Origin of the sequence: Acrocarpospora phusangensis (assembly GCF_016862995.1) — a bacterium.
Lineage (GTDB): Bacteria > Actinomycetota > Actinomycetes > Streptosporangiales > Streptosporangiaceae > Acrocarpospora > Acrocarpospora phusangensis.
The window spans coordinates 118,211-141,986 of record NZ_BOOA01000009.1 but is presented as its reverse complement, the minus strand read 5'-3'; the positions used below and the strand labels follow the sequence as shown (position 1 = coordinate 141,986).

At 69.0% G+C, this 23,776-nt stretch carries 23 protein-coding genes; 15 read left to right on the top strand and 8 right to left on the bottom strand.

Annotated features, from left to right (window positions below):
• Nucleotides 1–25: 25 nt before the first annotated feature.
• From Aph01nite_RS08090 to Aph01nite_RS08080, 3 genes are all read left to right on the top strand, one after another.
• The gene (locus tag Aph01nite_RS08090; protein ID WP_204040131.1) at nucleotides 26–2,029 is read left to right on the top strand and encodes a sensor histidine kinase; all 2,004 of its coding nucleotides are present in this window, start codon (nucleotides 26–28) and stop codon (nucleotides 2,027–2,029) included.
• Entirely contained in the window at nucleotides 2,020–2,679 is a 660-nt protein-coding gene (locus Aph01nite_RS08085) for a response regulator transcription factor (RefSeq protein WP_204040130.1), read from the top strand. The genes Aph01nite_RS08090 and Aph01nite_RS08085 overlap by 10 nt, the downstream gene beginning before the upstream one ends.
• Before the next feature lie 191 nt (nucleotides 2,680–2,870).
• Complete coding sequence (locus Aph01nite_RS08080) at nucleotides 2,871–3,353, top strand: GNAT family N-acetyltransferase (RefSeq protein ID WP_204040129.1); 483 nt, start codon at nucleotides 2,871–2,873, stop codon at nucleotides 3,351–3,353.
• Between the two features lie 598 nt (nucleotides 3,354–3,951).
• Here the strand turns inward: Aph01nite_RS08080 and Aph01nite_RS08075 are convergent.
• Nucleotides 3,952–4,149, bottom strand: a complete 198-nt coding sequence (locus Aph01nite_RS08075) for a hypothetical protein (RefSeq protein WP_204040128.1) — start codon at nucleotides 4,147–4,149, stop codon at nucleotides 3,952–3,954.
• Nucleotides 4,150–4,362: 213 nt separating this feature from the next.
• Between Aph01nite_RS08075 and Aph01nite_RS08070 the strand changes: the two genes are divergently transcribed.
• Nucleotides 4,363–5,310 carry a DUF2218 domain-containing protein gene (locus Aph01nite_RS08070; protein WP_239161483.1) on the top strand — a complete coding sequence of 316 codons (948 nt, stop codon included), beginning with the start codon at nucleotides 4,363–4,365 and terminating at the stop codon, nucleotides 5,308–5,310.
• A gap of 12 nt (nucleotides 5,311–5,322) precedes the next feature.
• Here Aph01nite_RS08070 and Aph01nite_RS08065 read toward each other — a convergent pair whose 3' ends face one another.
• The 5 genes from Aph01nite_RS08065 to Aph01nite_RS08045 all read right to left on the bottom strand — a co-directional run bounded on the left by Aph01nite_RS08065 (nucleotide 5,323) and on the right by Aph01nite_RS08045 (nucleotide 9,258).
• Complete coding sequence (locus Aph01nite_RS08065; protein WP_204040127.1) at nucleotides 5,323–5,727, bottom strand: hypothetical protein; 405 nt, start codon at nucleotides 5,725–5,727, stop codon at nucleotides 5,323–5,325.
• Nucleotides 5,728–5,944: 217 nt separating this feature from the next.
• Nucleotides 5,945–6,220: a hypothetical protein gene (locus Aph01nite_RS08060; protein ID WP_204040126.1), complete on the bottom strand. Its 276-nt coding sequence runs from the start codon at nucleotides 6,218–6,220 to the stop codon at nucleotides 5,945–5,947.
• 39 nt (nucleotides 6,221–6,259) lie between these two features.
• The gene (locus Aph01nite_RS08055; RefSeq protein WP_204040125.1) at nucleotides 6,260–7,765 is read right to left on the bottom strand and encodes a tripartite tricarboxylate transporter permease; all 1,506 of its coding nucleotides are present in this window, start codon (nucleotides 7,763–7,765) and stop codon (nucleotides 6,260–6,262) included.
• 1 nt (nucleotide 7,766) lies between these two features.
• The gene (locus Aph01nite_RS08050) at nucleotides 7,767–8,228 is read right to left on the bottom strand and encodes a tripartite tricarboxylate transporter TctB family protein (RefSeq protein WP_204040124.1); all 462 of its coding nucleotides are present in this window, start codon (nucleotides 8,226–8,228) and stop codon (nucleotides 7,767–7,769) included.
• 1 nt (nucleotide 8,229) lies between these two features.
• Nucleotides 8,230–9,258 carry a tripartite tricarboxylate transporter substrate-binding protein gene (locus Aph01nite_RS08045; RefSeq protein WP_204040123.1) on the bottom strand — a complete coding sequence of 343 codons (1,029 nt, stop codon included), beginning with the start codon at nucleotides 9,256–9,258 and terminating at the stop codon, nucleotides 8,230–8,232.
• A gap of 176 nt (nucleotides 9,259–9,434) precedes the next feature.
• Between Aph01nite_RS08045 and Aph01nite_RS08040 the strand changes: the two genes are divergently transcribed.
• On the top strand, nucleotides 9,435–10,118 hold the full coding sequence (locus Aph01nite_RS08040; RefSeq protein ID WP_204040122.1) for a response regulator transcription factor: 684 nt from the start codon (nucleotides 9,435–9,437) through the stop codon (nucleotides 10,116–10,118).
• Nucleotides 10,119–10,124: 6 nt separating this feature from the next.
• Nucleotides 10,125–11,534: a sensor histidine kinase gene (locus tag Aph01nite_RS08035; RefSeq protein ID WP_204040121.1), complete on the top strand. Its 1,410-nt coding sequence runs from the start codon at nucleotides 10,125–10,127 to the stop codon at nucleotides 11,532–11,534.
• On the opposite strand, the gene Aph01nite_RS08030 is transcribed toward Aph01nite_RS08035, so the two are convergent.
• Nucleotides 11,531–12,499, bottom strand: a complete 969-nt coding sequence (locus Aph01nite_RS08030; protein WP_239161482.1) for a TAXI family TRAP transporter solute-binding subunit — start codon at nucleotides 12,497–12,499, stop codon at nucleotides 11,531–11,533. The two genes, Aph01nite_RS08035 and Aph01nite_RS08030, sit on opposite strands and share 4 nt — an antisense overlap.
• 85 nt (nucleotides 12,500–12,584) lie before the next feature.
• Nucleotides 12,585–14,339, bottom strand: coding sequence for a cellulase family glycosylhydrolase (locus tag Aph01nite_RS42060; protein WP_275418800.1), 1,755 nt, complete (start codon nucleotides 14,337–14,339; stop codon nucleotides 12,585–12,587).
• Between the two features lie 172 nt (nucleotides 14,340–14,511).
• Here Aph01nite_RS42060 and mdcA point away from each other — a divergent pair, with 172 nt between their 5' ends.
• The 9 genes from mdcA (at nucleotide 14,512) to xynC (ending at nucleotide 23,615) form a co-directional block, all read left to right on the top strand.
• Nucleotides 14,512–16,164: a malonate decarboxylase subunit alpha gene (mdcA, locus tag Aph01nite_RS08010; RefSeq protein WP_204040120.1), complete on the top strand. Its 1,653-nt coding sequence runs from the start codon at nucleotides 14,512–14,514 to the stop codon at nucleotides 16,162–16,164.
• Nucleotides 16,165–16,393: 229 nt separating this feature from the next.
• Nucleotides 16,394–17,272, top strand: a complete 879-nt coding sequence (locus tag Aph01nite_RS08005) for a triphosphoribosyl-dephospho-CoA synthase (RefSeq protein WP_204040119.1) — start codon at nucleotides 16,394–16,396, stop codon at nucleotides 17,270–17,272.
• On the top strand, nucleotides 17,260–17,550 hold the full coding sequence (locus tag Aph01nite_RS08000; protein ID WP_204040118.1) for a malonate decarboxylase subunit delta: 291 nt from the start codon (nucleotides 17,260–17,262) through the stop codon (nucleotides 17,548–17,550). Before Aph01nite_RS08005 ends, Aph01nite_RS08000 begins: the two co-directional genes overlap by 13 nt.
• Complete coding sequence (locus tag Aph01nite_RS07995; protein WP_204040117.1) at nucleotides 17,547–18,425, top strand: biotin-independent malonate decarboxylase subunit beta; 879 nt, start codon at nucleotides 17,547–17,549, stop codon at nucleotides 18,423–18,425. Before Aph01nite_RS08000 ends, Aph01nite_RS07995 begins: the two co-directional genes overlap by 4 nt.
• Nucleotides 18,422–19,228: a biotin-independent malonate decarboxylase subunit gamma gene (mdcE, locus tag Aph01nite_RS07990; protein WP_204040116.1), complete on the top strand. Its 807-nt coding sequence runs from the start codon at nucleotides 18,422–18,424 to the stop codon at nucleotides 19,226–19,228. Before Aph01nite_RS07995 ends, mdcE begins: the two co-directional genes overlap by 4 nt.
• Entirely contained in the window at nucleotides 19,219–19,845 is a 627-nt protein-coding gene (locus Aph01nite_RS07985; RefSeq protein WP_307836768.1) for a malonate decarboxylase holo-ACP synthase, read from the top strand. The genes mdcE and Aph01nite_RS07985 overlap by 10 nt, the downstream gene beginning before the upstream one ends.
• Before the next feature lie 7 nt (nucleotides 19,846–19,852).
• Complete coding sequence (mdcH, locus tag Aph01nite_RS07980; RefSeq protein ID WP_204040114.1) at nucleotides 19,853–20,788, top strand: malonate decarboxylase subunit epsilon; 936 nt, start codon at nucleotides 19,853–19,855, stop codon at nucleotides 20,786–20,788.
• Between the two features lie 114 nt (nucleotides 20,789–20,902).
• Nucleotides 20,903–21,334, top strand: a complete 432-nt coding sequence (locus Aph01nite_RS07975) for an iron chaperone (RefSeq protein ID WP_239161480.1) — start codon at nucleotides 20,903–20,905, stop codon at nucleotides 21,332–21,334.
• 583 nt (nucleotides 21,335–21,917) lie between these two features.
• Entirely contained in the window at nucleotides 21,918–23,615 is a 1,698-nt protein-coding gene (gene xynC / locus Aph01nite_RS07970; protein WP_275418795.1) for a glucuronoarabinoxylan endo-1,4-beta-xylanase XynC, read from the top strand.
• The last annotated feature ends 161 nt before the right edge of the window (nucleotides 23,616–23,776 follow it).

Genomic DNA, 23,776 nt, shown 5'->3' with positions numbered 1-23,776 from the left:
GGCGGCATCGTCCTACGATCTGGGCATGAACCGCCCGCTTTACGCCGGTATGGCCGCCTGGGCTGCCGTCGGGCTCTCCGTAGCGGTAAGTGCGGGTGATCTCTGGCTTGCGATGCCGCTCCACCTCCCGGCCACCGTCGATCCCTGGCTGCACGCGCTCGGCGTGCTCGCACGCCTGGCGCCGGTGGTGGCCGGGGCGCTGATCGTGCTGCGCCGCGCGCACAACCGGGTCGGCTGGACCCTGCTGGTCTGCGGGACCCTGGTCATCGCCCTGGAGTTCTGCCGGATGGCGGCGGTGGCGCTGGTGGAGTTCCTGCCCGGCCCGGTGCCGCCCGCGGCGTACGCGCTGGCGGCGGTCCCGCAGGCGTTCTTCGGGCTCGTCTACGCCTGGCCGGTGGCGATCGTTCTGCTCTTCCCGGACGGGCGGCTCTCCGGCTCGGTGGACCGGTGGTGTTTCCGGGGCGTTCTCGGGGCCTGCCTGGTGCTGGGGGTCGCCGGGCTGGCGGGTTCTCCGCTGACGCCGGCGCCGTACGAGGGGCGGGCGAACGTCTTTCACGTGGGGTGGTTCGCACCATACCGGGAGGGGGTCTTCGCGGCCGGGTGGCTCGTGCTGTGGGTGCTCCTGGTGGCGAACGTGGTGCTCGTCATCCGGCGGCTGCGCCGGGCGACGGGCGAGCGGCGGCTGCAACTGCTGTGGCTCACCGTCGCCGCGGTCCTTCCGCCGGTCTCCCTCGTCGGGTGCGTCCTGGCCCTGACCGGCAGTCTCAACATGCGGTACGTCGACATCGCCGTGTCGGCCGCCCAACTGCTCGTCGTGGCGGCCGTCATCGTCGCCGTCACCAAACACGGTCTGTACGGCATCGAACGTCTCATCAACCGCACACTCGTCTACGTCTCGCTGACCCTGCTGGTCGCCGCCGTCTACCTCGCCGTCACGGTCGGCGGCGGCCTGCTCGCGGGCGCCGGCTCGTCCTGGGGGACCGCGCTCGCCACCACGGCCGCCGCGGTGGTCTTCTTCCAGGCGCGTACGGCCACGCAGAAGATCATCGACCGTCGTTTCGCCTCCCGGAGGTACGCGGCCGTGAACGCGATGCGCGAGTACACGGCGCGGCTGCACCGCGGCGACGCCGAACTGGGCGACATCGTGCCGCTGCTCGCGCAGGTCCTCGGCGACGCGTCGCTGCGCGCGTACTTCCCGAGCGAGGCGGGCTGGCGCACGATCGACGACCGACCGGCGGAGCCGGACCCCGGACTGGCGCACGCCCCGGTGCGCTTCGCCGGAGCGCAGGTCGCGCTCATCGGGCACGCGGTGGCCCTCAGCTACGAGCCGGAGCTGGTCAGAAGCGTGCTCGGGGAAGCCGCGGGGACGCTGGCCATGGCCCGCCTGCAGTTGCAGGTCAAGCACCAGCTCGACGAGGTGAAGGCGTCCAGGGAACGCATCGTGCAGGCCGGCTACCAGGAGCGCCGGCGGCTCGAACGCGACCTGCACGACGGGGCCCAGCAGCGGCTCGTCGCGCTCGGCATCTCGCTGCGCCGACTCCAGCACGCGTTGCCGCCCGGCGCGCGCGTCATCGCACCGGCACTGGACACCGCGGTGCGGCAGGTCGGCGAGGCGATCGGTGATCTGCGGGCGATCGCGGCCGGGATCCGGCCCGCCCGGCTGGACGACGGGCTCCGGGCCGCGCTCGACGACCTCACCCAGAACAGTCCCATTCCGGTGGAGGTGAACGTCCCGGATGGTCGTATCGCGCCGGAGTTGGAGGCGGCGGCCTACTTCATCGTCTGCGAGGCGGTGACCAACGCGGTGAAACACGCGGCACCGTCGCGAGTGATCGTACGGGGTGCGCTCGACGGGGCGACTTTGAAGATGTCCGTCGTCGACGACGGGCGAGGGGGTGCGGTGGCCGACGACAAGGGCGGCGGATTGTCCGGCATGGCCGATCGGGCGCGGGCCCACGGCGGCACCCTCGTGGTCAGAAGCCGGCCCGGTTCGGGCACGACAGTGGAGGTGGTTCTGCCATGCGGATAGTCATCGCGGAGGACGCGGCTCTGCTTCGGGAAGGTCTGGCCGGTCTGCTGACCGATCGCGGTCACGAGGTGGTCGGGCGGTGCGGGGACGCGGACACCCTGCTCAGCCTGGTGGTCGAGCATGAACCGGACGTGGTGGTGACCGATATCCGGATGCCGCCGGGCTATTCGGACGAGGGGGCCAGGGCGGCGGTTCATATCCGCAGGCATCATCCGCGCATCGGGATACTCGTGCTCTCCCAGCATGTGGAGACCCAGTTCGCCGTGGAGCTCGTCTCCAGCAGCGAAGGGTTCGGGTATCTGCTCAAGGACCGGGTGCTCGAAGTGGATCAGTTCCTGGACGCGCTGGCTCGGGTGGCGGCGGGCGGCAGTGTTCTCGATCCCACGGTGGTGAGCGCGCTGCTGCGCCGCGCGACGGTGGCGAATCCCCTCGACGTGTTGACCGATCGGGAACGGACGGTGCTGGAGCTGATGGCGGAGGGACGCTCCAACGCGGCCATCGCGGGTCAGTTGTGGCTGGGTGAACGGACGGTCGAGAGTCATATCGGGTCCATCTTCAGCAAGCTCGGACTGCCGGGATCGGCGCAGGATCATCGCCGGGTGCGCGCGGTGGTGACCTATCTGAACGCGATGCGCGTGGGGAACGGCTGAGCTACTTCCGGCCGGGAAAATGCGTCGACAGGGGGAGCGGGCTGGGGGTTAGCATGCGGGCTATGGAGTGCTTCGCCGCTGGGCGTACCCGTCGTTAAGGGCTGACTCGCCGCCGCATAGGCCGTGAGCGGGTCGTCGTATGCCCTTTTTCGACCAGGTACGAACCCACCAGCCTTGAAAGGCGCACTTCCATGCATATCCGTACGTTCGTTCAGCATGACCTGGAACGGCTCGTCGAACTGACCATCGAGACGTTCGGCCCGTTCTACGAGGACTACTTCCGGCCCCTGGTCGGTGAAGTGATCTTCGCCAACCAGCACGGCGACTGGCGCGACGACTACCGCCGGCAGGTCCCCGAGTTCCACGACCCCGGCCGGCACAAGTACGTCGCGGTCGCCGAGATCGACGGCGCCATCGGCGGCTACGTCGCCTGGAGCGTCGATCCGGCCCGCAAGAACGGAACCATCACGCTCGTCGCCGTCTCCGCCGAACACCGCCGCCACCGCACCGGTACCGCGCTCTGCGAACACGCCTTCGCCGAAATGCGCGCCCTCGGCGCCGAGGTCGTCGAAATCGGCACCGGCGCCGACCCCTTCCACGCCCCCGCCCGAGCCCTGTACGAAAGCCTCGGCTGCATCCAGCTTCCGATAGCCGTCTACTACCAGCAGCTCTGATCGATCTCGATTTCTCGGCCGGGACGGCTCACGTATCCGTTCCGGCCGAGAACGGGCGGATTGGCCTGTCTCCGGGGGCGCTCAGCCCTGTCCCCGTCTCCAGCGACGGCCAAACTTCCCGCCCGGCTCCGATCCGCCTGGGCTGCCGGCCTTACCAAAAGCAGGGTCCGCCGGCCCGGCGGCACGTCCCTGCCGTGAACCCCCGGAGGCCAGGGCATCCAGCCGGCAGAGCGGCATCTTCGCGCTCGCGCCGGCTGAGACCAAAAGTCGATTCCCTCAATGAGGATTCATGAAATCCCAGCCGGCGGGTATTCACGATCAGCGTTTCGAAAACGGACGCAAACAGCCGCACATAGCTTGCGTCGTCTCCCCTCCAAATCCCTGCCACCGTCCCTGGACTGCCTCCCAAAGCCAAGCCAACGATGGGTGCGTACTGGAAGCGTCAGGCGAATCCAGGAGGAGACGCTCAATGGAGAGAAAACGACTGTCACTGCTGTGCGCCGCTCTCTTCGGAACCGCAACCCTCGTAATGCCGCAGATATCCGAAGCCTCAGCCAGCCAAAGTCGAACAAACGACACCATCAGCGCCTCAACCACGTCAACGGCCGAAAAGCCCCTGCTGAAGACCCCTCCCAAGCCCGGCCACGGCCACGGCGGCCACGGACATGGCCATGGCGGTCACGGACACGGCCACGGCCACGGCCATGGACACGGCCACGGACACGGGCACGGCCATGGACACGGGCACGGCCACGGCCACGGCCACGGGCACGGGCACGGCCACGGCCATGGACACGGCCACCATTAGGCCTGCCGAACCGATCGGTTTAGCGGCCACTGGCAGAACTGGACCGGCCGCCGTCACCTGCGCGAACTCGGTGGCTGGTCCATTCTGCCGGTGCTCTCAGCGAGACGCCCGGGTGGCCCGCATGACAACCCGGAGACGACGACGGAACAGAATGCCGAAGGTCGAAGTTCTTTGACGCTATAGCCGAGTTGAAGGACATCAATGCCCACCTCCACAGCGCACGTCCCCACGACCCGCCCTGAGCGCTACATCAAGCAGCTGACCTCCCACATGTCCCACAAGACGACCACGGACCTCGCCAGTGACGGCAGAGGCGTGATCACCCTCAGCGCGGGAACCTGCGTACTCACCCCCGCCCGCGACCACCTCGACATGATCGCCACAGCCGCGGACCCCGGCGCTCTGGCCCAGGTGCAGGACGTCATCACCCGCCACCTGCTCCGCTTCGCCACCCAGGAGCAGCTCGACGTCGACTGGACTCCCCCGATCGCCGGAGACGAGGTGGAGATCACCCACCCCGCCGTCACCGACTACCTGATCACCCACTGCACCCAGCCCGACGCCCTGCTCCGCGACCTGGTCAACGAGACACGCGAGGCCACCGGCACCTGGGCCGGCATGCAGATCGCCCATGACGAGGGCGCGCTTCTCACCATGCTGGCCCGCATGGTCGGCGCCCGCCGAGCCGTGGAGATCGGCGTCTTCACCGGCTACTCGTCCATCTGCATCGCCCGCGGCCTGGCCGACGGCGGCCGCCTCCTCGCCTGCGACGTCAGCGACGAGTGGACCTCCATCGCCGCCCGCTACTGGGACCGCGCCGGCGTGGCCGACCGCATCGACCTCAAGATCGGCCCGGCCCTCGACACCATCCGGGCCCTCCCCGCCACCCCCGACATCGACTTCGCCTTCATCGACGCGGACAAGGAGAGCTACCCCGACTACTACGAGGAGATCGTCAAGCGCCTGCGCCCCGGCGGCCTGGTCGTCCTGGACAACGTGTTCCTCGGCGGCCGCGTACTCGACCCGGCCTTCCAGGACGAGCGGCACGTCGCCATGCGGAGCCTGAACGACCTCATCGTCACCGACGACCGCGTCGAATCCGTCATGCTGCCCGTCCGCGACGGCGTCACCGTCGTCCGCAAACGGTGATCGACTGACCGGTCAGGGCCCCGGGTAGAAGGGGGGATACTCGTCGCAGGTCGCCCGGCTCAGCTTCAGCACCGACGAGACCTTGTCGTTGAACTTGTACTGGGGCGCCCCCAGGTCGGGCACCACTTCCCCCGGCCGGATGCAGTACCGGCGGTCGCGGAGATCGGCGTCGTCGAACAGCACCCACGCCACGACGGTGAAGTTCTCCACCGAACTCGCCTCGTCGTTGTCCGAGTAGTCGAAGTCGTAGTCGCTCTTCGAGAAGAGCCTGGTCCAGCCTTCGTACCAGGCGTCGTCATACAGCCGGAGGGCCACCGAGGGGTACGGCTCCCCATCGTCGGCCTGAACGGGAGCCGCCGACCCCAACCCGACCAGGCCCGCGAGGGCCACGCATAACAGTGCCTTGGTGCTTCTCATCTTTGTCCTCTCCTCCGAAATCGATGAGAGCGACGATGACAGCCACCTCTTGTGAATCTCTAGGAGCCGACTTGGGATGGCAATCTGCACGAACCCTCACATAGGCATCACACCTTCCCTGGAGTGATTCTGCTTTACTTCGCCTCATGGCCGACCGCCGCACCAGAAAGCGCGCCCTAGGCCTGAACAGTAAACACAGAATTTCCCGGGAAAGCACCTAGGGCCGCTGCCAGGTTTTGAACGGCGGCACGGGCGAATCCATGAACTCTTTGAGCTGCTTCACCCTGCCCACACAGTCCGGGCAGACATGTTCCTCAACCGATCGGGCGGCGGCCTCCGGGGTCGGCTCCCGCTGACCACCAGACAACGTCATGCCAAGCGGAAGATTGGTCTCAGGATCCATCAGAACCGTCATCACACTCCCCGGAGCGAAACCGAAGGTCCGCTTACACAGGTAGCACCTGCCGATGGTCGTGATCTGCTCATCTGCCATAGGACGCCCCTCCTCCTCGCACCGTACAACCTGCGGACGCTACTCCTCCTCGGTGAAGACGGTTTCGCGGCGTTTGCGGATTGCGGGGAGGACGGTGAGGACGAGGGCGGCGATGGTGAGGGTTAGGAGGATGGCGGAGATTGGGCGGGTTATGAACGTGGTGGGGTCGCCGCGGGAGATGATGAGGGCGCGGCGGAGGTTCTCTTCGACCAGGGGGCCGAGGACGAAGCCGAGGAGGAGGGGGGCCGGTTCGCAGCCGCATTTGATGAGGATGTAGCCGAGGATGCCGAAGAAGACGATCGCGTAGACGTCGAAGGCGTTGAAGCCGAGGGAGTACGTGCCGATCGCCGCGAACAGGATGATCATCGGGAAGAGGATCTGGTACGGGATGCGCAGCATGCGTACCCACAACCCGATGAGCGGCAGGTTGAGCAGCAGGAGCAGGACGTTGCCGATCCACATCGAGGCGATCAGGCCCCAGAAGAGCGCCGGTTCGTCGGTGAGGACGTTCGGCCCGGGGGTGATGCCGTGGACGATGAACGCGCCGACCATCAGCGCCATGACCGGGTGGGCGGGCAGGCCCAGGGTGAGCAGGGGGATGAACGAGGTCTGGGCGGCGGCGTTGTTCGCCGACTCGGGGCCGGCGACGCCCTCGATCGCGCCGTGCCCGAACTCGTCTCCCCGCTTCGAGATCCGCTTCTCCACGGCGTACGAGGTGAACGAGGCCAGCACGTGGCCCCCGCCGGGCAGGACGCCGAGGGCGGCGCCGATGCCGGTGCCCCGCAGGATGGGGGCGACGATGCGGCGACGGTCCTCGCGGGTGGGCCAGAGGTTCTTCACCCTGCTGACGACCGTCGTACGGGTCTGCTCGTTCTCGAGGTTGCGCAGGATCTCGGCCACGCCGAACATGCCGACGGCGACCGAGACGAAGTCGATGCCGCCGTACAGTTCGCGCTGGTCGAAGACGAAGCGGGGGGTGCCGGTGTAGATGTCCTGGCCGACCGTGCCGAACAGGACGCCCAGTGCGATCATCGCCAGGGCTTTGAGTGGGGCGCCGCGGGCGAGGGCGATGGAGACGATCAGGCCGAGCAGGACCAGCGAGAAGTATTCGGCCGGGCCGAAGCGCAGGGCGACGCGGGCCAGTGGTGGGGCGGCGACGGCCAGGGCGACGGTGGCGACCGTGCCGGCGATGAAGGAGCCGACGGCGGCGGTGGCGAGGGCCGCGCCCGCCCGGCCTTGGCGGGCCATCTCGTGGCCGTCCAGTGCGGTGACGGCCGCCGACGACTCGCCGGGCAGGTTGATGAGGATGGCGGTCGTGGAGCCGCCGTACTGGGCGCCGTAGTAGATGCCGGCGAGCATGATCAGCGCCGTCACCGGCTCGAAGCTGAACGTGATCGGCAGCAGCATCGCCACCGTCGCCGTCGGCCCGATGCCGGGCAGCACGCCGACCGCCGTGCCGAGCAGCACCCCGACGAAGCAGTAGAGCACGTTCTGGAGCAGGAGGGCGGTGGAGAAGCCCAGCGCGAGGTTGTCGAGGAGGTCCATGTCAGAACCCCAGCCAGGGACCCCAGAGGGGGATGCGCAGCTGGAGTCCCACGACGAAGATGAGCGTGCTGGCGAGAGTCAGCCCGGCGGTCACGGCCACGGCCACGAGCGGGCGTACGCGGGAACTGGCCAGCGTGGTGAGCAGGGCGGTCACCGCCGACGTGGGGACGAACCCGAGGCCGCGGACGGTGAATCCGAAGAACAGCACCGCGAGCACGATGACGGCGACCGCACGCCACGGGACCGGCCCGAACGCAACCACCTCTCCGGCGACGAGTCCCTTGACGACGATCGCCAGGCCCAGGGCCGCCACGATCGCACCGGCCAGCAGCGGGAAGGCGCCGGGGCCCATCCGCAGCGGGGTGCCCAGCTCGTAGCCGAGCGACCCCGCCACGAACGCGCCACCGATCAGGACGAAGATTCCCCCGGCGATGAGGTCGGGGAAGGATCGGCGGCGTTCCACCTCAGGAGGCCTTGACCCCAGCGTCGGCGATGACCTTCGCCCAGGTGCCGAGCTGCTCCTCCAGCTTGGCGCGGTGTGCCTGTGAGGTGGCGCTCTCGGCCGGGACCGGCGCGGTCCCGAGTTTGGCCATCTGGTCGATGACCTTCTGGTCGGCCAGGGCCGTCTTCAGCGCCTCGGACAGCTTCTGGACGACGTCCGGTGGTGTGCCGGCCGGGACGTACAGGCCGTGCCAGACGCTGACCTGGAGCTGGGGCAGTCCGGCCTCGGTCGTGGTGGGCAGGTCGGGCAGGCTCTTGACCCGCTCCGGCGTGGTGACCGCGTACGCCTTGACCTCGCCCGCGGCGATCTGGCCGCTGGTGTTGGTCGTCTGGTCGCACATGAAGTCCACCTGGCCGCCGACCAGGTCGGTCAGCGCGGGGCCCGTCCCCTCGTACGGAACCTCCTGGAGTTTGACGCCGGCCGCGGTCTGGAACAGCAGGCCGCACAGGTGGGAGGCGGCGCCGATGCCGGCGTTGGCCAGCGTGACCTTGTCGGCGTTCGCCTTCACGTGCGCCACCAGGTCCGCGAGCGTCGCGGGCGCGAAGTCCTTGCGGGCGACGATCGTCATGGGCACCTCGGTGACGAGCCCGACCATCTCGAAGTCCTCAAGCGGCTTGTAGCCCAGGTTCTGGTACAGGGCGGGCGCGGTCGACATGCCGATGTGGTGCATGAGCACCGTGTATCCGTCGGCTTCGGCCCGCGCGACCTCGCCGGCGCCGACCGTGCCGCCCGCGCCCTCGACGTTCTGGACGACGATCTGGCCGCCGAGCTTGGCCGCCATCGGCTCGGCGATCATGCGGGTGACGGTGTCGGTCGGTCCGCCCGCGCTGAACGGCACGACGAAGGTGATGTTCCGGTCCGGGTAACCGGCGGTGGGACCCGCGCCGGCCGTCTCCCCGCCGGTGGCGCCCCCGTTGCCGGCGGAACAAGCGGCGACGAGCGAAACGACGCCGATCGCGGCGAGCATCCGGTACCTGCTGGTCGTTCTCATGTCGCGGCCTCCTCGGCAGCGTCCGCGCACTCGTCGGTGAGTGCGCGGCCCCAGTTTCGGCTCGCGAGGGCGCGAATGGTGTCAGAGGAATCCCAAGGAATGCGCCCGATGTCAGAGAAATCCCAAGAATTCAGGAACTGACCCTTATGCCGATCCGGGACGTAAAATCCGCAGATATGCGGATCACCATCATTGAGGATGACGACCGCGTGGCGCGGGGCCTGGTGACCGTCCTGACGCAAGCCGGTTTCGAGGTCCACCGCATCGCCACCGCGGCGGAAGCCGTGCGCGCCTCCCCCTCCGACGTGGTCCTCGTCGACCTGGGACTGCCCGACGGCGACGGGCTCGACGTGATCCGCAGGCTGCGGGACCGCCCGGCGACCGCCGTCATCGCCGTGACCGCGCGTTCGGAGGAGCATGAGCGGGTACGCGGCTTACGTGCCGGCGCCGACGACTACATCGTGAAACCGTTCGGCGTTCCGGAGCTGCTGGCCCGGATCGACGCAGTGCTGCGGCGTACGCGGGCGGCTCGTGCCCTGAGCCATCCGGACGAACCGCTCGTCCTCGGGCCGATGCGGATCGTGCTCGGTACCCGGGAGGTCACCGTCGGCGGGACGCCCGTGACGCTGACCCGCAAAGAGTTCGAGCTGCTCCTGCTGCTGGCCCGGCGGGCGCCGAACGTGGTGAGCCGTGACGTCATCCTCGACCAGATCTGGGGTGCGACCTGGGAGTCGTCCAGCCGTACGTTGGACACCCATATCGCGGCGTTGCGGCACAAGCTGGGGCAGGACGTGGTCATCCGTACGATCCACGGGGTCGGCTATCGGCTCCTGGCCGACCAGCCGGAGCTGATCGGCTGACGTGCCGTGCACCGCCGCCTGCTCGTCGTCCTGGTGCCCCTCGCGGTGCTGCTCGTGGCCGCGCTCGGCATGCCGCTCAGCGTCACCGTGGCCGAGCGGGAGATGCAGGAGACCTACGTCGACCGGCTCAACGACGTCGGCCGCTTCGCGCCGCTGGCCGAGACCGCGCTCTCGACCGGCCGGACCGAGGCCCTCGACCAGGAACTCGTGCACTACCAGGAGCTGTACGGCATTCCGGTCGCCGTGATCGACACGTCGGGCAAGGTGCTGCTCGGGCCCGCCGGCGCGTACCAGGAGGCGGCGCGGGCCGAGCCGGCGCTGCCCAGGATCGTGACCGCCGCGCTGGCCGGGGCGCGGTCGGAACCGTCCGGGGAGTGGGCGCCGTGGGACGACTCGGCGCTCGTGGTCGCGGAGCCGGTGGGCCGGGACAGCGAGGTCGTCGGCGCGGTCGTGACGATCTCCGACCTGTCGAAGACCCGCCACCGCATCCTCGTCCGGTGGGCCCAGCTCGCCGGGCTCGGCCTGCTGCCGTTGATCGCCCTGGTGGCCGTGGCCTGGCCGGTGTCGGCGTGGGTGCTGCGACCGGTACGGGAGCTGGACGCGGCGAGCTCCCGCATCTCCCAGGGCGACCTCACGATCCGCGCGGACGCCGAGGCCGGCCCGGCCGAACTGCGGCGGCTGGCGGAGTCGTTCAACACCATGATGGACGCGGTCGAGAACGCCGTGCAGCGGCAGCGCGCGTTCGTCTCCGACGCGTCGCACCAGCTGCGCAACCCGCTGACCAGCCTCCGGCTCGCGGTGGAGAGCATGGAGCCGCACCTGCGCCCGACCGGCGACGCGCGGCAGGTGTACGACGTCGCCGTCGACGAACTGAAGGCCATGCAGCGCATGCTCAACTCGCTCCAGGCCAGCGCCCGGATGGAGAGCATCAGGACGGCGTCCCCGGTGGATCTCGACGCGGTGCTGGCGACCCGGGTGGACCGATGGCGCGCGCTGACGGCGACGGCGGGCCAGACACTGACGGTCGACGTGCCGCCGGGCCTGCGCCTGCTGGAGCCGCCGGGCGGCCTGGGCAGCATCCTGGACGAGCTGATCAGCAACGCGTTACGGCTCTCGGACGCGCGGGCGGTGGAGGTCACCGCCCACGTCGTCCCTGGCAGAGACGTGGTCGCGATCGCCGTACGCGACGACGGCCAGGGGATCGACGCCTCCGAGCGGGCCCAGGCGCTGCAACGGTTCTGGCGCTCGCCGCGGCACCAGAACGTGCCCGGAACCGGCCTGGGACTCGCGATCTGCGCCGACCTGGTCGGAGCGGCCGGAGGCGAACTGCGGCTGGAGGACGGCCTGCCACGTCCGGACGGATCCGGCCGCGGATTCGCCGCGGTGGTCGCCCTGCCGTCCGCGCCGCCGGTCTAGCGCTTGCGGTCCCGGAACCAGGCGACCGCGCCCGGATGGAGCGGAATCGACGCAGTTGAGATCCCCGTACGCACGTTGATCTGCCATGCCTCGGGAATGGCCTCGGCGTCGTCGCGGCTGGCGGAGGTGATCGTGCCGGTGTGCGTGAAAATCGTGTCGGTGATGGCGAAGACCAGGTCCTCGGGCAGGTCGTTGCGTACCAGGAAGACATTCGGCACGGCCACGGTACAGACGGCGGGAACGCCCGCGTAGGCGGTCGCGGGGATCATGGCCGGGGTGTAGGGACCGGGGTACGCCGAGAAGAGCGCGTCCGCCTGCGCGTCCAGCGGGATCAGCCGGATCGCGTGCCGCTGCGCCAACTCCGTGATCGCGGGCGTCGGGACGCCGGTCAGCGAGAACATCGCGTCGATCTCGCCGTCGCGGAGCGCCGCCGCCGACTCGGCCTGGCTGAGGTACCGGCCGTCGGCCTTCACCCGGCCGAGTTCCAGAACCCGCAGCGACGTGAACTCGGTGCCCGAGTCGCGGGCGCCGAGGGAAATGCGCTTGCCCTCCAGATCGCCGAACTCGTCGATCGCCGACCCGGCCATGACCACGAGATGCAGGTGACTGTCGTAGAGCCGGCAGATCGCCGAGAGCCCCTCGGGCGCGCTGCCGTCGGTCGTGATCAGCGCGTCCAGGCTGGTCAGCCCGAGGTGCACCTCGCCGGCGCGCAGCATCCGGATGTTGTCGGTGGACGCCCCGCTCGGCACGGTGCTCACCGTGACCCCCGGCACCTGCTGGGAGATGTGCTCGGCCAGCGCACCGCCGATGCGCCGGTAGACCGCCCCCGCCGGACCGGTGGCCAGCCGCAGGTGAACCGTGTCGACCTCGGGCTGTGGAGAACACCCGACGAGCAGCCCACCGGCGGCCAGAAGCACCGCCCGCCGGCTGAGCCGTGGCATCGACGTCCCATCAACGCGCCGCATCCTCGCCACCCTCCGGCAAGGTCTCATCGGCGTCAATCCCGACTGTGAGGGCGCACCCGCGGACGGATGCGCCCTCAGGATTCGATCAGAAGTCGTCGGCGGTACGGATCCGGTCACGGACCCAGACGCCGGCCTCCTTCAACCTGCTCGTCCCCGCGAAGGGCCCGTTCGGGCAGGTCCCGGTCGTGAAGACCGCACCCGTACGGAAATCGTCGGAGTAGTTCCAGTTCACCCAGCTGATCTTCTTCTGCGCCATCAGATCGATGTACTGCTGCGACCTGCTGAAATTGTTGGCCCCGTCTCCGGAGGCCAGCTGCGTGCCGAACTCGCTCACGAACATGGGCAGCAGGTCCGCCGCCCGGGACAGCGCGTTCAGGTACGCGGTGCCGTGCGAGGCCGCGTAGAAGTGGAACGTGTACATGATGTTCGTCCCGCTGACCGGGTTGGCCCGGATGGTGTCGGTCTGGTCGCCGGGACCGGAGACGCCGAGCGAGGACCAGTTGGGCGTGCCGACCAGGATCGGGGCGTCCGGGTCGTTCTGGCGGATCACCGGGATGAGCTGGTTGGCGTAGTTGCGGATGACCGACCAGGTGACGGCGTCGCCGTTCGGCTCGTTGGCGATCTCGTAGAGCACGTTCTTCTTGGCGTTGTGCCGCTGCGCGATCTCGGTGAAGAACGTCCTGGCCCGGCTGAGGTTGTAGTTCGGGTCGCCAGGGGTGAGCATGTGCCAGTCCACCAGGGCGTACATGCCGCGCGCGGTGGCCATCTCGATCAGGTTGTGCACCCGGTCGGTGAACATCCGGGGGTTGGTCTCGTAGCCGCCCTCCTGGATGTACATGGAGATGCGGAGGATGTCGGCCTTCCAGTCGCCGGCCAGGGCGTCCAGCGAGGCGTTGTTGAGGCACTGGTTGAACCACTGGATGCCGTGGCTGCTCATGCCGCGCAGCTGGATCTGCTTGCCGCTCTCGTTGCACAGCCGCGTGCCGCACACCCGGAGCTGCCCGTTGACCGCCGCCGGGGTTCCCCCGCTTCCGGTCTGTACGGTCACCGCCGTGCTGGCCGCGGACCGGTTGCCGGCGGCGTCCCTGGCGCGGACGGTGTAGGTGTAGGAGGTCGCGGCGGTAAGCCCGGTGTCGGTGTGGCCGGTCCCGGTGACCGTGGCCACCTGGGTGCCGCCCCGGTAGACCTCGTAGCCGGTGACGCCGACGTTGTCGGTGGACGCGTTCCAGGCCAGCGACACGCTGGTGGCGGTCGTCCCCGTCGAGCGCAGGTTGCCGGGCACGCTGGGCGCGGTGGTGTCGCCGCCTCCGGCCGGGGTGCCGTAGACGTCGAACTCCCACAGCGAGTAGCCCCACTGGGTGCCGCGGGCGGTGCCGTACATGCGGATGTAGCGGCCGGTGCCGGAGACGGTCAGGTCGTCGATGGCGCCGTCGGCCGAGCTGGTGGAGTAGATGCCGGTCCAGGCGCCGCCGTCGGGGGAGATCTCGATCCGGTAGGCGGATCCGTACGCGACCTCCCAGTTCAGGCGCACGCGGGAGACCGCGTACGTGCCGCCGAGGTCGATCCGGATCCACTGCGGGTCGCTGCCTTCGGCGGAGGCCCACCGGCTGCCGGTGTTGCCGTCCACGGCCAGGCCGGGTTCGAAGCCGGCCCCCTCGATCGACGACGACGTGGCGGGTTTTCCTCGGGAGATGAGCTGGACGGGTGCGGCGCTCGCCTCGGACGTACCGACGATGGCCGGGACGGCGAACGTGAGGAGTGTCACGGCGGCCGCCACGAGCGAGCGGCGGCGTCTGGGGCGGGCTTGCGTGGGAGGCGGTAAGTGCTCCGCACGTGGCATGGGCGCTCCTGACGGTCGAGGACATCATTAGGAAGGTTTCCTAATGATTGACGGGGAGCGTAAAGGACCGTTAACCGATACGCAAGGCCCAGCTTTCTTTGGCACCCCTTGAGTTCCCTTTCGCCCTATTCGAGGCATTAGCCCTGGTTAGTACGCGATTGGGGGGCAAGCCATGGGATTCGCGAACGCGCTTCCCCGGGACTGGACCAAGCGGCGAACCGCGAAACGCGAACGGCTGGAAGCGGTCCGACCCCACGTCTCCGGCCGGGTCGTGAACCCCGCGCGGATGCGCGACACCCTGCAGGCGCTGCTGCGTCCCGGGGACCGGGTGGCGCTGGAAGGCGACAACCAGAAGCAGGCGGACTTCCTGGCCGAGGCGCTCGCCGGCTGCGATCCGGACGTGGTGCACGACCTGCACCTGCTGATCTCCTCCATCAGCCTGCCGGAGCACCTCGACGTGTTCGAGCGTGGCGTCGCCCGCCGTCTCGACTTCGCGTACGCGGGTCCGCAGAGCGTGCGAATGGCCCAGCTGCTCGCCGACGGCAAGGTCGAGGTCGGGGCGATCCACACCTACGTCGAGTTGTACGCGCGGATGTTCGTCGACCTCATCCCCGGCGTGGCCCTGCTCTGCGCCGAACAGGCCGACCGGGACGGCAACCTGTACACCGGCGCGAGCACCGAGGACACGCCCACCATCGCCGAGGCCGTGGCCTTCTCCGACGGCGTCACCGTCGTCCAGGTCAACGAGATCGTGGACCGCGTCCCCCGCGTGGACATTCCGGGCGACTGGGTGGATCTGGTCGTGGAGAGTCCGCGGCCGTTCGCGCTGGAGCCGCTGTTCACCCGCGATCCGCGGCATATCGGGCAGGTGGAGATCCTGATGGCGATGATGACGCTGCGCGGGATCTACGAACGCCACGAGGTGACCACGCTCAACCACGGCATCGGCTTCGACACCGCGGCCATCGAACTGCTCCTCCCCACGTACGGCGCCGAGCTGGGCCTGCGCGGGAAGATCTGCAAGCACTGGACGCTCAATCCGCATCCCACGCTCATTCCGGCCATCGAGAGCGGGTGGGTGGAGTCGGTGCACTGTTTCGGCGGAGAACCCGGCATGGACCGTTATGTCGCGGCTCGTCCTGACGTGTTCTTCACCGGGCGGGACGGTTCGCTTCGGTCGAACCGGGTGTTGTGCCAGTTGGCGGGGCAGTACGCCGTGGATCTGTTCATCGGGTCGTCTCTGCAGATCGACGCGGACGCCAACTCGTCGACGGTCACCGAGGGGCGGCTGAGTGGGTTCGGGGGCGCGCCCAACATGGGTCATGATCCGCACGGCCGGCGGCATCCGTCGCCGACGTGGCTGGGGTTGCTGACCGGTGAGGCGCCGATTCGGCGGGGGCGCAAGCTTGTCGTGCAGGTCACGCAGACGTTCCGTACCGGGGGGACTCCGGCGTTCGTGGAGACGCTCGACGCGGTCCCGGTGGGTCAGGACGCGGGCATGCCCATTCCGCCGATCATGATTTATGGGGATGACGTCAGTCATGTGGTGACCGAGGAGGGTGTGGCGTACCTGTACAAGGCTTCGGGACCCGCTGAGCGGCGTGACGCGGTGGCGGCGATCGCGGGGGCGACGCCGATCGGGCGGCGGAGTGATGACCGGCGGGTGGAGGTGTTGCGCCGGGACGGCCTGGTCGCGCTGCCGGAGGATCTCAAGGTCGATGTGCGGAGAGCCAGGCGTTCTCTGCTGGCGGCGCGCAGCATCGAAGATCTCGTGGCCTGGTCCGGGGGCCTCTACGAGCCACCGGCCCGCTTCCGGAGCTGGTGATGATCGCCAAAAGGCTCCTCGCCCGAAGGCGGACATCGGCCGGGCACCCCGACACGGCGGTGCGGGCATTCCGCGGTAAGGCAACTGCCGGGCCTCCCACCGGAGGGCAGACGTCAGACGGGTTCGCCGACGCGGGTGTGCGCGCAATTCGCAGCAAAGCTACTGCCGAGCGACACCTGGGCAGGCTCGCCGATGGGACCGTGTGCGCGCTCCGCCGCGAGGTAGGGCGATGATTGCGGCCGGGCTTCCCGCTGGCGGGAGAACGTCGGACGGGATCGCCGACGTGGCGGTGCGGGCGCTTCGTGGTGAGGCCTGGCTGACGCCGAAGCCCGGGCTGGTGGACTGTCGTGGTGGTGGATCGCATGACGACATGGATCTGCCCCTTCTGCTGGCTTCCGCGGAGTCGCTGCGGTCCACGTTTCGGAGGATCGCCGAGGTCGCGGGTCGGTCGGCCGTGGGTGTTTCGCTTCGGGAGGAGTTGGGACGGCTCGGGCGTGCCGGAGATCGGGCGATGCTGCGGGTTACCGGGGGCGTCAACACTCATCGTGGGGCGTTGTGGGCCGTCGGTCTGCTCGTCGCCGCTGTCGCGGGAGGTGCCGGCGATGAACGGGAGGCCGCCCGCGCCGCCGCCCGGCTGGCGGTTCTGCCCGATCTGCGGATCCCGGTGGGCGACTCCCATGGGCGGCAGGTCTGGCTGCGGTATGGGGTGGCTGGGGCTCGCGGCGAGGCCGAAGCCGCGTTTCCGCACGTCATCGAGGTCGCGTTGCCGCGACTGCGCCGAGCCCGAGCGGACGGGCTCGGCGAAGCGGTGGCCCGGGTGGACGCGTTGCTGGAGGTGATGAGCCTTCTGGCTGACACCTGTGTGCTGCATCGTGGCGGCCACGAAGGTCTCCGTGCTGTACGCCGCGGCGCGGGGCGCGTCCTGGCCGAGGGCGGTTCGGGTACCGGGTCTGGCCTGGCCGCGCTCGCGGAACTGGACGAACTGCTAAGAAGGCGGCGGCTGTCTCCCGGTGGAAGCGCCGATCTGCTGGCCGCCGCGCTCTTCCTCGACATGGTGCCGTGGGGCTCTCCCCGCGCCGGACCGGAGGTGTTCGCATGCAGACGCTGAACTTCGAGTTCCCGGCGGACCGGCCGGCGGCCGGGCGTACCCATGTCGGCGTGGTCGGCTCGGGGGATCTGGAGATCCTGATGACGCCCGGCGATGGTGCGGCGCGGGTGCGGGTGCGTACCAGTGTCGATGGGTTCGACATCGTGTGGCGGACGGTGCTGGAGCGGTTCTTCGCCCGCCATCCTGTCGCCGGGAGTTTCGAGCTCAACGACTTCGGGGCCACGCCTGGTGTGGTGACCCTGCGCCTGCGGCAGGCCATCGAGGGGAGCACGGGATGACGCTCACCGAGAGCTGGGCGGCGATGCTCAGCCGTACCAGTTTTATCGAGTTGGACGCCCGGGAGCGGGCGGGGGCGCTGCTTGATGACGGGACAGCCCGGGAGTTGTGTGGGCCTTTCGACCGGATCGAGTCGCCGTGGCTGGAGCCGCAAGGGGTTGTTCCGCAGTCCGATGACGGGGTTGTCGTGGTCAAGGGACGCCTCGGGGGGCAGCCCGCGGTTGTGGTCGGGATCGAGCAGGCTTTTCAGGGGGGCGGCATCGGTGAGGTGCCCGGCGTGAAGATCGCGACGGCGTTGTCCCTCGCTGCTCAGGACAACCGCGAAGGGACGCCGACCGCCGCGGTTCTGCTGCTGGAGACAGGTGGGGTACGCCTTCAGGAGGCCAATCTGGGTTTGGCCACGGTCGCTGAAGTGTGTGCGGCCGTGCTGGAGCTTCGGGCGCTTCAGCCTGTCGTCGGGGTCGTCGCGGGGGCGCTGGGGTGTTTCGGCGGTATGACCATCGCGGCTGGACTGTGTACGAAGCTGATCATGACGGAGGAAGGGAGGCTTGGGCTCAACGGGCCTGAGGTGATCGAGTCGGAGGCGGGTGTGGCCGAGTTCGACGCCTCCGATCATGCGCTGGTGTGGTCGATCGATGGGGGGAGACAGCGGGTGAGGACCGGGCTGGCGGATGCGCTGGTCCTCGATGACGTCTCCGCGCTGCGGTCGGCGGTGATCGACGCCGTACGTGGAGGGGTGCCTGACGAGCATCGGTCGCAGCGGCTTCGTGAGTTGCGGGCGTGCCTTGAAAGCGTCGATCCGGGGCGGGTGGTTGAGGCGTCGGAGGTGGCGGGTGGGTGGGCGAAAGCCGTACCGCGGAAGGGAGGGGCGGGATGACCCGGGGGCTGAACTGGACGCGGGCGCTCGCCGATGCGTCCGTCGACGATCGTGTGGCGTCCGTCATCACTGCGGATTGCACGTTGGGTGGGGATGTGGCCCGGCTTGTGGCTGTTGTGCCGGATCCGCGAAGCCCGTACAGGCGGGCGCGTAATGGGGAGGTCGGCCTGCGGGAAGGGCTCGCCATCGCGGAGGCGGTCACCGGGGTCGTCGCCGAGGACGCGCACCTGCCGGACGGCCGTCGCCGCCCGATCGTCGCCGTCGTCGACCTGCCCAGCCAGGCGTACGGACGCCTCGAAGAAGTCCTCGGCATCCATCACGCACTGGCCGCCGCCGTGGACGCCTACGCCCGCGCTCGTACCGCCGGGCATCCCGTGATCACGCTCATCGTCGGGACCGCCCTCTCCGGTGGGCTGCTGGCCCACGGCCTCCAGGCGAACCAGATCCTGGCACTCAACGACCCCGGCGTGGTCATCCACGCCATGCACAAAAAGGCCGCCGCGAAGGTGACCCTGCGAACCGTCGACGAACTCGACCAACTGGCCAAACGCATCCCGCCGCTGTCGTACGACGTCGCCGACTGGGCGAAACTCGGCCTGTGCGACGAACTCCTCGACGTGGAGAACGCCGACGCCCCGACCGAACCCGACATCCAGACGGCGAAACAAGCCCTCACCGCCGCCATCGCCCGAGCCCGCAAAGCCCCCCGCGACCTCCGCGGCCGCCTCACCTCCCCAGGCGCCCAACGAACCCGGACAGCCTCCCGCCGCATCCACGACGCCCTCGTTACCCAATGGAAATGACCCCGCACCCCCACGACCTCGTGCAGCCTAGGCCGGGCACGGCCCTCGGTGCCGCGCCTCCCGGCTGGGTCGCCGTGTCGCTGGCGGCCTGTCCCTGGGTCGTCGTCCGGCGGGCGCCTCATCCGCCTGGTCTTGTCCCTGTCGGGGTGCGCGGCATCAGTCGCGGGCAGCGTTACGCCGGGTTCGTTCCCGCCGCTGCGGTGGTCCGTGGTGTACCGCCCGAAGAACTGAGGGGACGCCGTCCCCGCCACTCCCGTCTGGCGGCCACGATGTCCGCCGTGGCCGCGCTTCTGGACGGTGAAGCTGTCTGGGGCCCGACCGGTAGCGTCGGATTCGAGTTGGCCACCGGCCATCCGGTCACGCGCCCGGGAAGCGATCTGGACCTGGTGATCCGGGCGCCGCGAAGAATGTCGCCGGCTTTCGCCAAGCATCTGCTGGACGCATTCTCCGCTCTCCCCAGCACGGTCGACTGTCAACTGGACACCCCGTGTGGCGGGATCAGTCTCGCCGAGTGGGCCGGCATCGGTGGGCCTCTCCTGACCCGCACCGGTGGCGTCGTCCTCGCCCGTACCAGCCACGGTCCCAAACTGGTGGACGATCCTTGGTCCCCGGAATGAGGACCTCATGGGCTCCGGCGTGAGGGTCGCCCTCCTTTACCCCGGTCAAGGCACTCAGCGGCCCGGGATGCTGCACGAGCTGCCCGATCACCCCGCCGTCGCCGCGACCCTCGCCGAGGCCGACCGCATTCTTCCCGGCTCAGCCGAGCAGGACAGCGCCCACGCTCTGACATCGACCGTCACCACGCAGGTCGCCCTCTGCATCGCCGGTGTCGCCGCGACTCGGGCCCTCGCCGCCGAAGGGGCCACCCCCGACGCCGTCGCCGGCCACTCCATCGGAGCCTTCCCCGCCGCCGTAGCCGCCGGAGCCCTGACCTTCGCCGAAGCCCTCGCCGCCGTACACCTCCGCGCCCAACTGATGCGTGATACTTACCCGTCCGGATACGGCATGGCCGCCGTACTCGGCTTGAGCGTCCCCCAAGTCCGCCGGCTCATCGCGTCGACCACGACCGACGACGCTCCCGCTTATCTAGCCGTCATCGACACCGACCAGCAGGTCGTGGTCGCCGGAGCCATCCACGCGCTGGAACGCCTGTCCACCGCAGCGGCCCAGGCCGGTGCCCGCCGGGTCCAACGCCTCAACATCGCCGTCCCCTCCCACTGCCCCCTCCTCGGCAACGTCGCCGACGCCATGGCCGCCCATCTGGCGAATATCCCCAAACGCCCCCTGACCGCTCCCTACCTCAGCGACTCCACCGCCCGCCTCCTCCACGACGCCGCCGCCGTCCACGACGACCTCGCCCGCAGCATCGCCCGCACCGTACGGTGGCGCGACATCACCGCCGTCCTCGGCGAACTCGGCACCACGCTGTTCATCCAGGCCCCACCCGGCCACGTCCTCGCCCGGATCGCCCAAGCGGCGCACCCTCACGCCCGCGTCATCACCCTGACCGACACCCCCGTCACCGACGCGGCGATCCTCAGCGCCCGGGCCAGGACATAGCCCGACTTCCACGAGGGCCACACCGGAGAACCGATCAGGATCGGAGAAGCCCCAGCCGCAGCCGCTCCCTAGCATGGGAATTACCAGGCAAAACGCGCAGACGGAGGATCCGAAATGACGACCAAGCCCTTCACCGATGAAGAGCGCGCCGCGATGAAGGAACGCGCCCAGGAGGTCAAGAAGGCTAATCGCCGTGGCTCCCGCGCAACCAACGCCGACGCGGAGAACGACGTCCTCGCAAAGATCGCCGAGATGCCCGAACCCGACCGCGAAATGGCCGAACGCCTTCACGCCATCATCAAGACCAACGCCCCCACGCTCGCCCCCAAGCTCTGGTACGGAATGCCCGCCTACGCCAAAGACGGCAAGGTCGTCTGCTTCTTCCAAAGCGCGGAGAAGTTCAAGTCCAGGTACGCCACGCTCGGCTTCAACGACTCCGCCAACCTCGACGAAGACACCATGTGGCCGACCGCCTTCGCTCTGGCGGACCTGAGCCCCGCCGCCGAGGAAAGGATCGCCGCGCTCGTACAGAAGGCGGTGAGCTGAGGCTGGACGGACCGACAATCGACGCAACCGGGCCCCGACCTCGTGACCGCCGTGCACGAACTGCGCGACAAACACGAGCACATCCACGTGATCGGAAGCCTCAACCTGGTCCAGACCCTCCTGCACGAGCGCCTCTTCGACCGCCTCAACCTGACGCGAAGACCGCGGCGTCGACTCGGACCGAGCCCACATCGGTGACGCTCTTCATCTGATCAGCGTCGCCATGCGCGCACCGCCGCGTGGGCGCCTTTTCGCACATCACGGCCCGCCTTCGAAGGCGAAGCCGCTGGTTCGTGACCTGAAATGTTCACGGATCGGCGAGGCGTTCGCGCAGTTGGCCTGCTCGTCATGCTGGCTCGTGCTTGACCCCTGTCGAGGGGCGGAACCACACTCCGCCGGAGAGTTCCCTTCCGCGCGGGCCTGTGAGCGGTCCGCATCCCACCACACTCGCTCTCAGGCCGGTGCGAGGAAATGTTAGCGCAACCAGTAAGGCGCGGATTGAGGTCAAGAAAGTTAACGGTCCAGCGCAAAGTGGCTTGCCCGACGGGACGTGGATCGGTGCCAACAGCCAGGAGGAGGAGACGTGACGCAAGATCAGAATGAGTCCGGGGGCGGCGAGCGGAGATTGCTGAGCCGGAGAAACGTCCTGACGACGATGGGGGCCCTGCCGGTTCTCACGGCTGCGGCCTCGGTCGTGGGGGCCTCGGAAGCCGTGGCTGCGACGGCGGTCATCGATCCGGCGGCGCAGCGGCAGACGATTCGGGGCTTCGGCGGCATGGCCCATGCGGCTTGGATCGGGGATCTGACGGCCGCCCAGCGGGATACGGCGTTCGGTACCGGCGAGGGCCGGCTGGGATTTTCGGTGCTGCGGATCCCCGTCCTCGAGAACCAGGCGGACTGGAGTCGTGATCTGGCGACGGCCAGGCGCGCGGTCGAACTCGGGGCGACCGTCATCGCGTCGCCGTGGAATCCTCCGGCGAGCATGGTCGAGACCTTCGTCCGCGGCAGCCAGACCAACGCGAGACGCCTCAGGTACAACGCGTACGGCGCCTACGCCCAACACCTGAACAACTTCACCACCCACATGCGGAACAACGGGGTCAACCTGTACGGCATATCCGTGCAGAACGAGCCTGATTACGCGCAGGACTGGACGTGGTGGACTCCCGCAGAGATGGTCAGGTTCCTGCGGGAGAACGCCGGCTCGATCAGTACCCGGGTCATCGCGCCCGAGTCGTTCCAGTACCTGAAGAACATGTCGGACCCGATCCTCAACGACTCCGCGGCGCTCGCCAACGTGGACATCCTCGGCGCTCATCTGTACGGGACGTCGTACGCGAACTTCCCCTATCCCCTGTTCAAGCAGAGGGGTGCGGGCAAAGAGCTGTGGATGACGGAGGTCTACTACCCCAACAGCAGCGACTCGGCGGACCTCTGGCCGCAGGCGCTCGATGTGGGGGAGCACATCCACCGCGCCATGGTGGACGCCGAGTTTCAGGCGTACATCTGGTGGTATATCCGGCGCAGCTACGGCCCCATGCGGGAGGACGGCCAGGTCAGCAAGCGCGGCGCCATGATGGCGCACTTCGCCAGGTTCGTGCGGCCCGGATATGTACGGATCGACGCGACGGCGAATCCCGCGTCGAACGTCTACGTGTCGGCGTACAGGAGTGGGAGCACGGTCGTCATCGTCGCCATCAACAAGGGGACATCCGCGGTGAGCCAGCAGTTCACCCTGAGTGGCAGCACCGCATCCAGCGCCTCGTCCTGGCTGACCGACGCGAGCAGGAACGTCGCACCCCAGGGATCGACCAGCATGTCGAACGGCTCCCTCACGGCCACGCTTCCCGCCCGGAGCGTGACCACCTTCGTGACCAGCCTGGGCGGTAACCCGTCGCCCAGCCCGTCGCCTACGCCGCCGATCACGCCGTCGCCCAGCCCGTCGCCCAGCGGCAGCCCCGGGACGGGGCCGCGACTCGCGTACACGATGAACGCCTGGAACAACGGTTTCACCGCCAACATCAACATCACCAACACCGGAACCTCGACGATCAACGGCTGGACGCTGGTCTTCGCCCTGCCCTCGGGTCAGTCCCTCACCTCAGGCTGGAACGCCACCTACACGACCTCCGGCGCCCAGATAACCGCCCGCAACGTCGGCCACAACGGCACACTCGCCCCCGGAGCCACAATCGAGATCGGCTTCCAGGCCACCCACACCGGCAACACCGCCGAACCAACCGCCTTCACCCTCAACGGCATCCCCTGCACCGTCGTCTGACCGACAAGCGACCGGTGTGGCTCCCACCCACCCACCCTGTACCGCTGCGCGGCGGCCGCACCCTGGTCCGACCGGCGAAGGGGACAGGTGTGGCCTCCCACCCTGTACCGCTGCGCGGCAGCCCCCACCTCGATCCGACCGGCAAAGGCACAGGTGTGGCT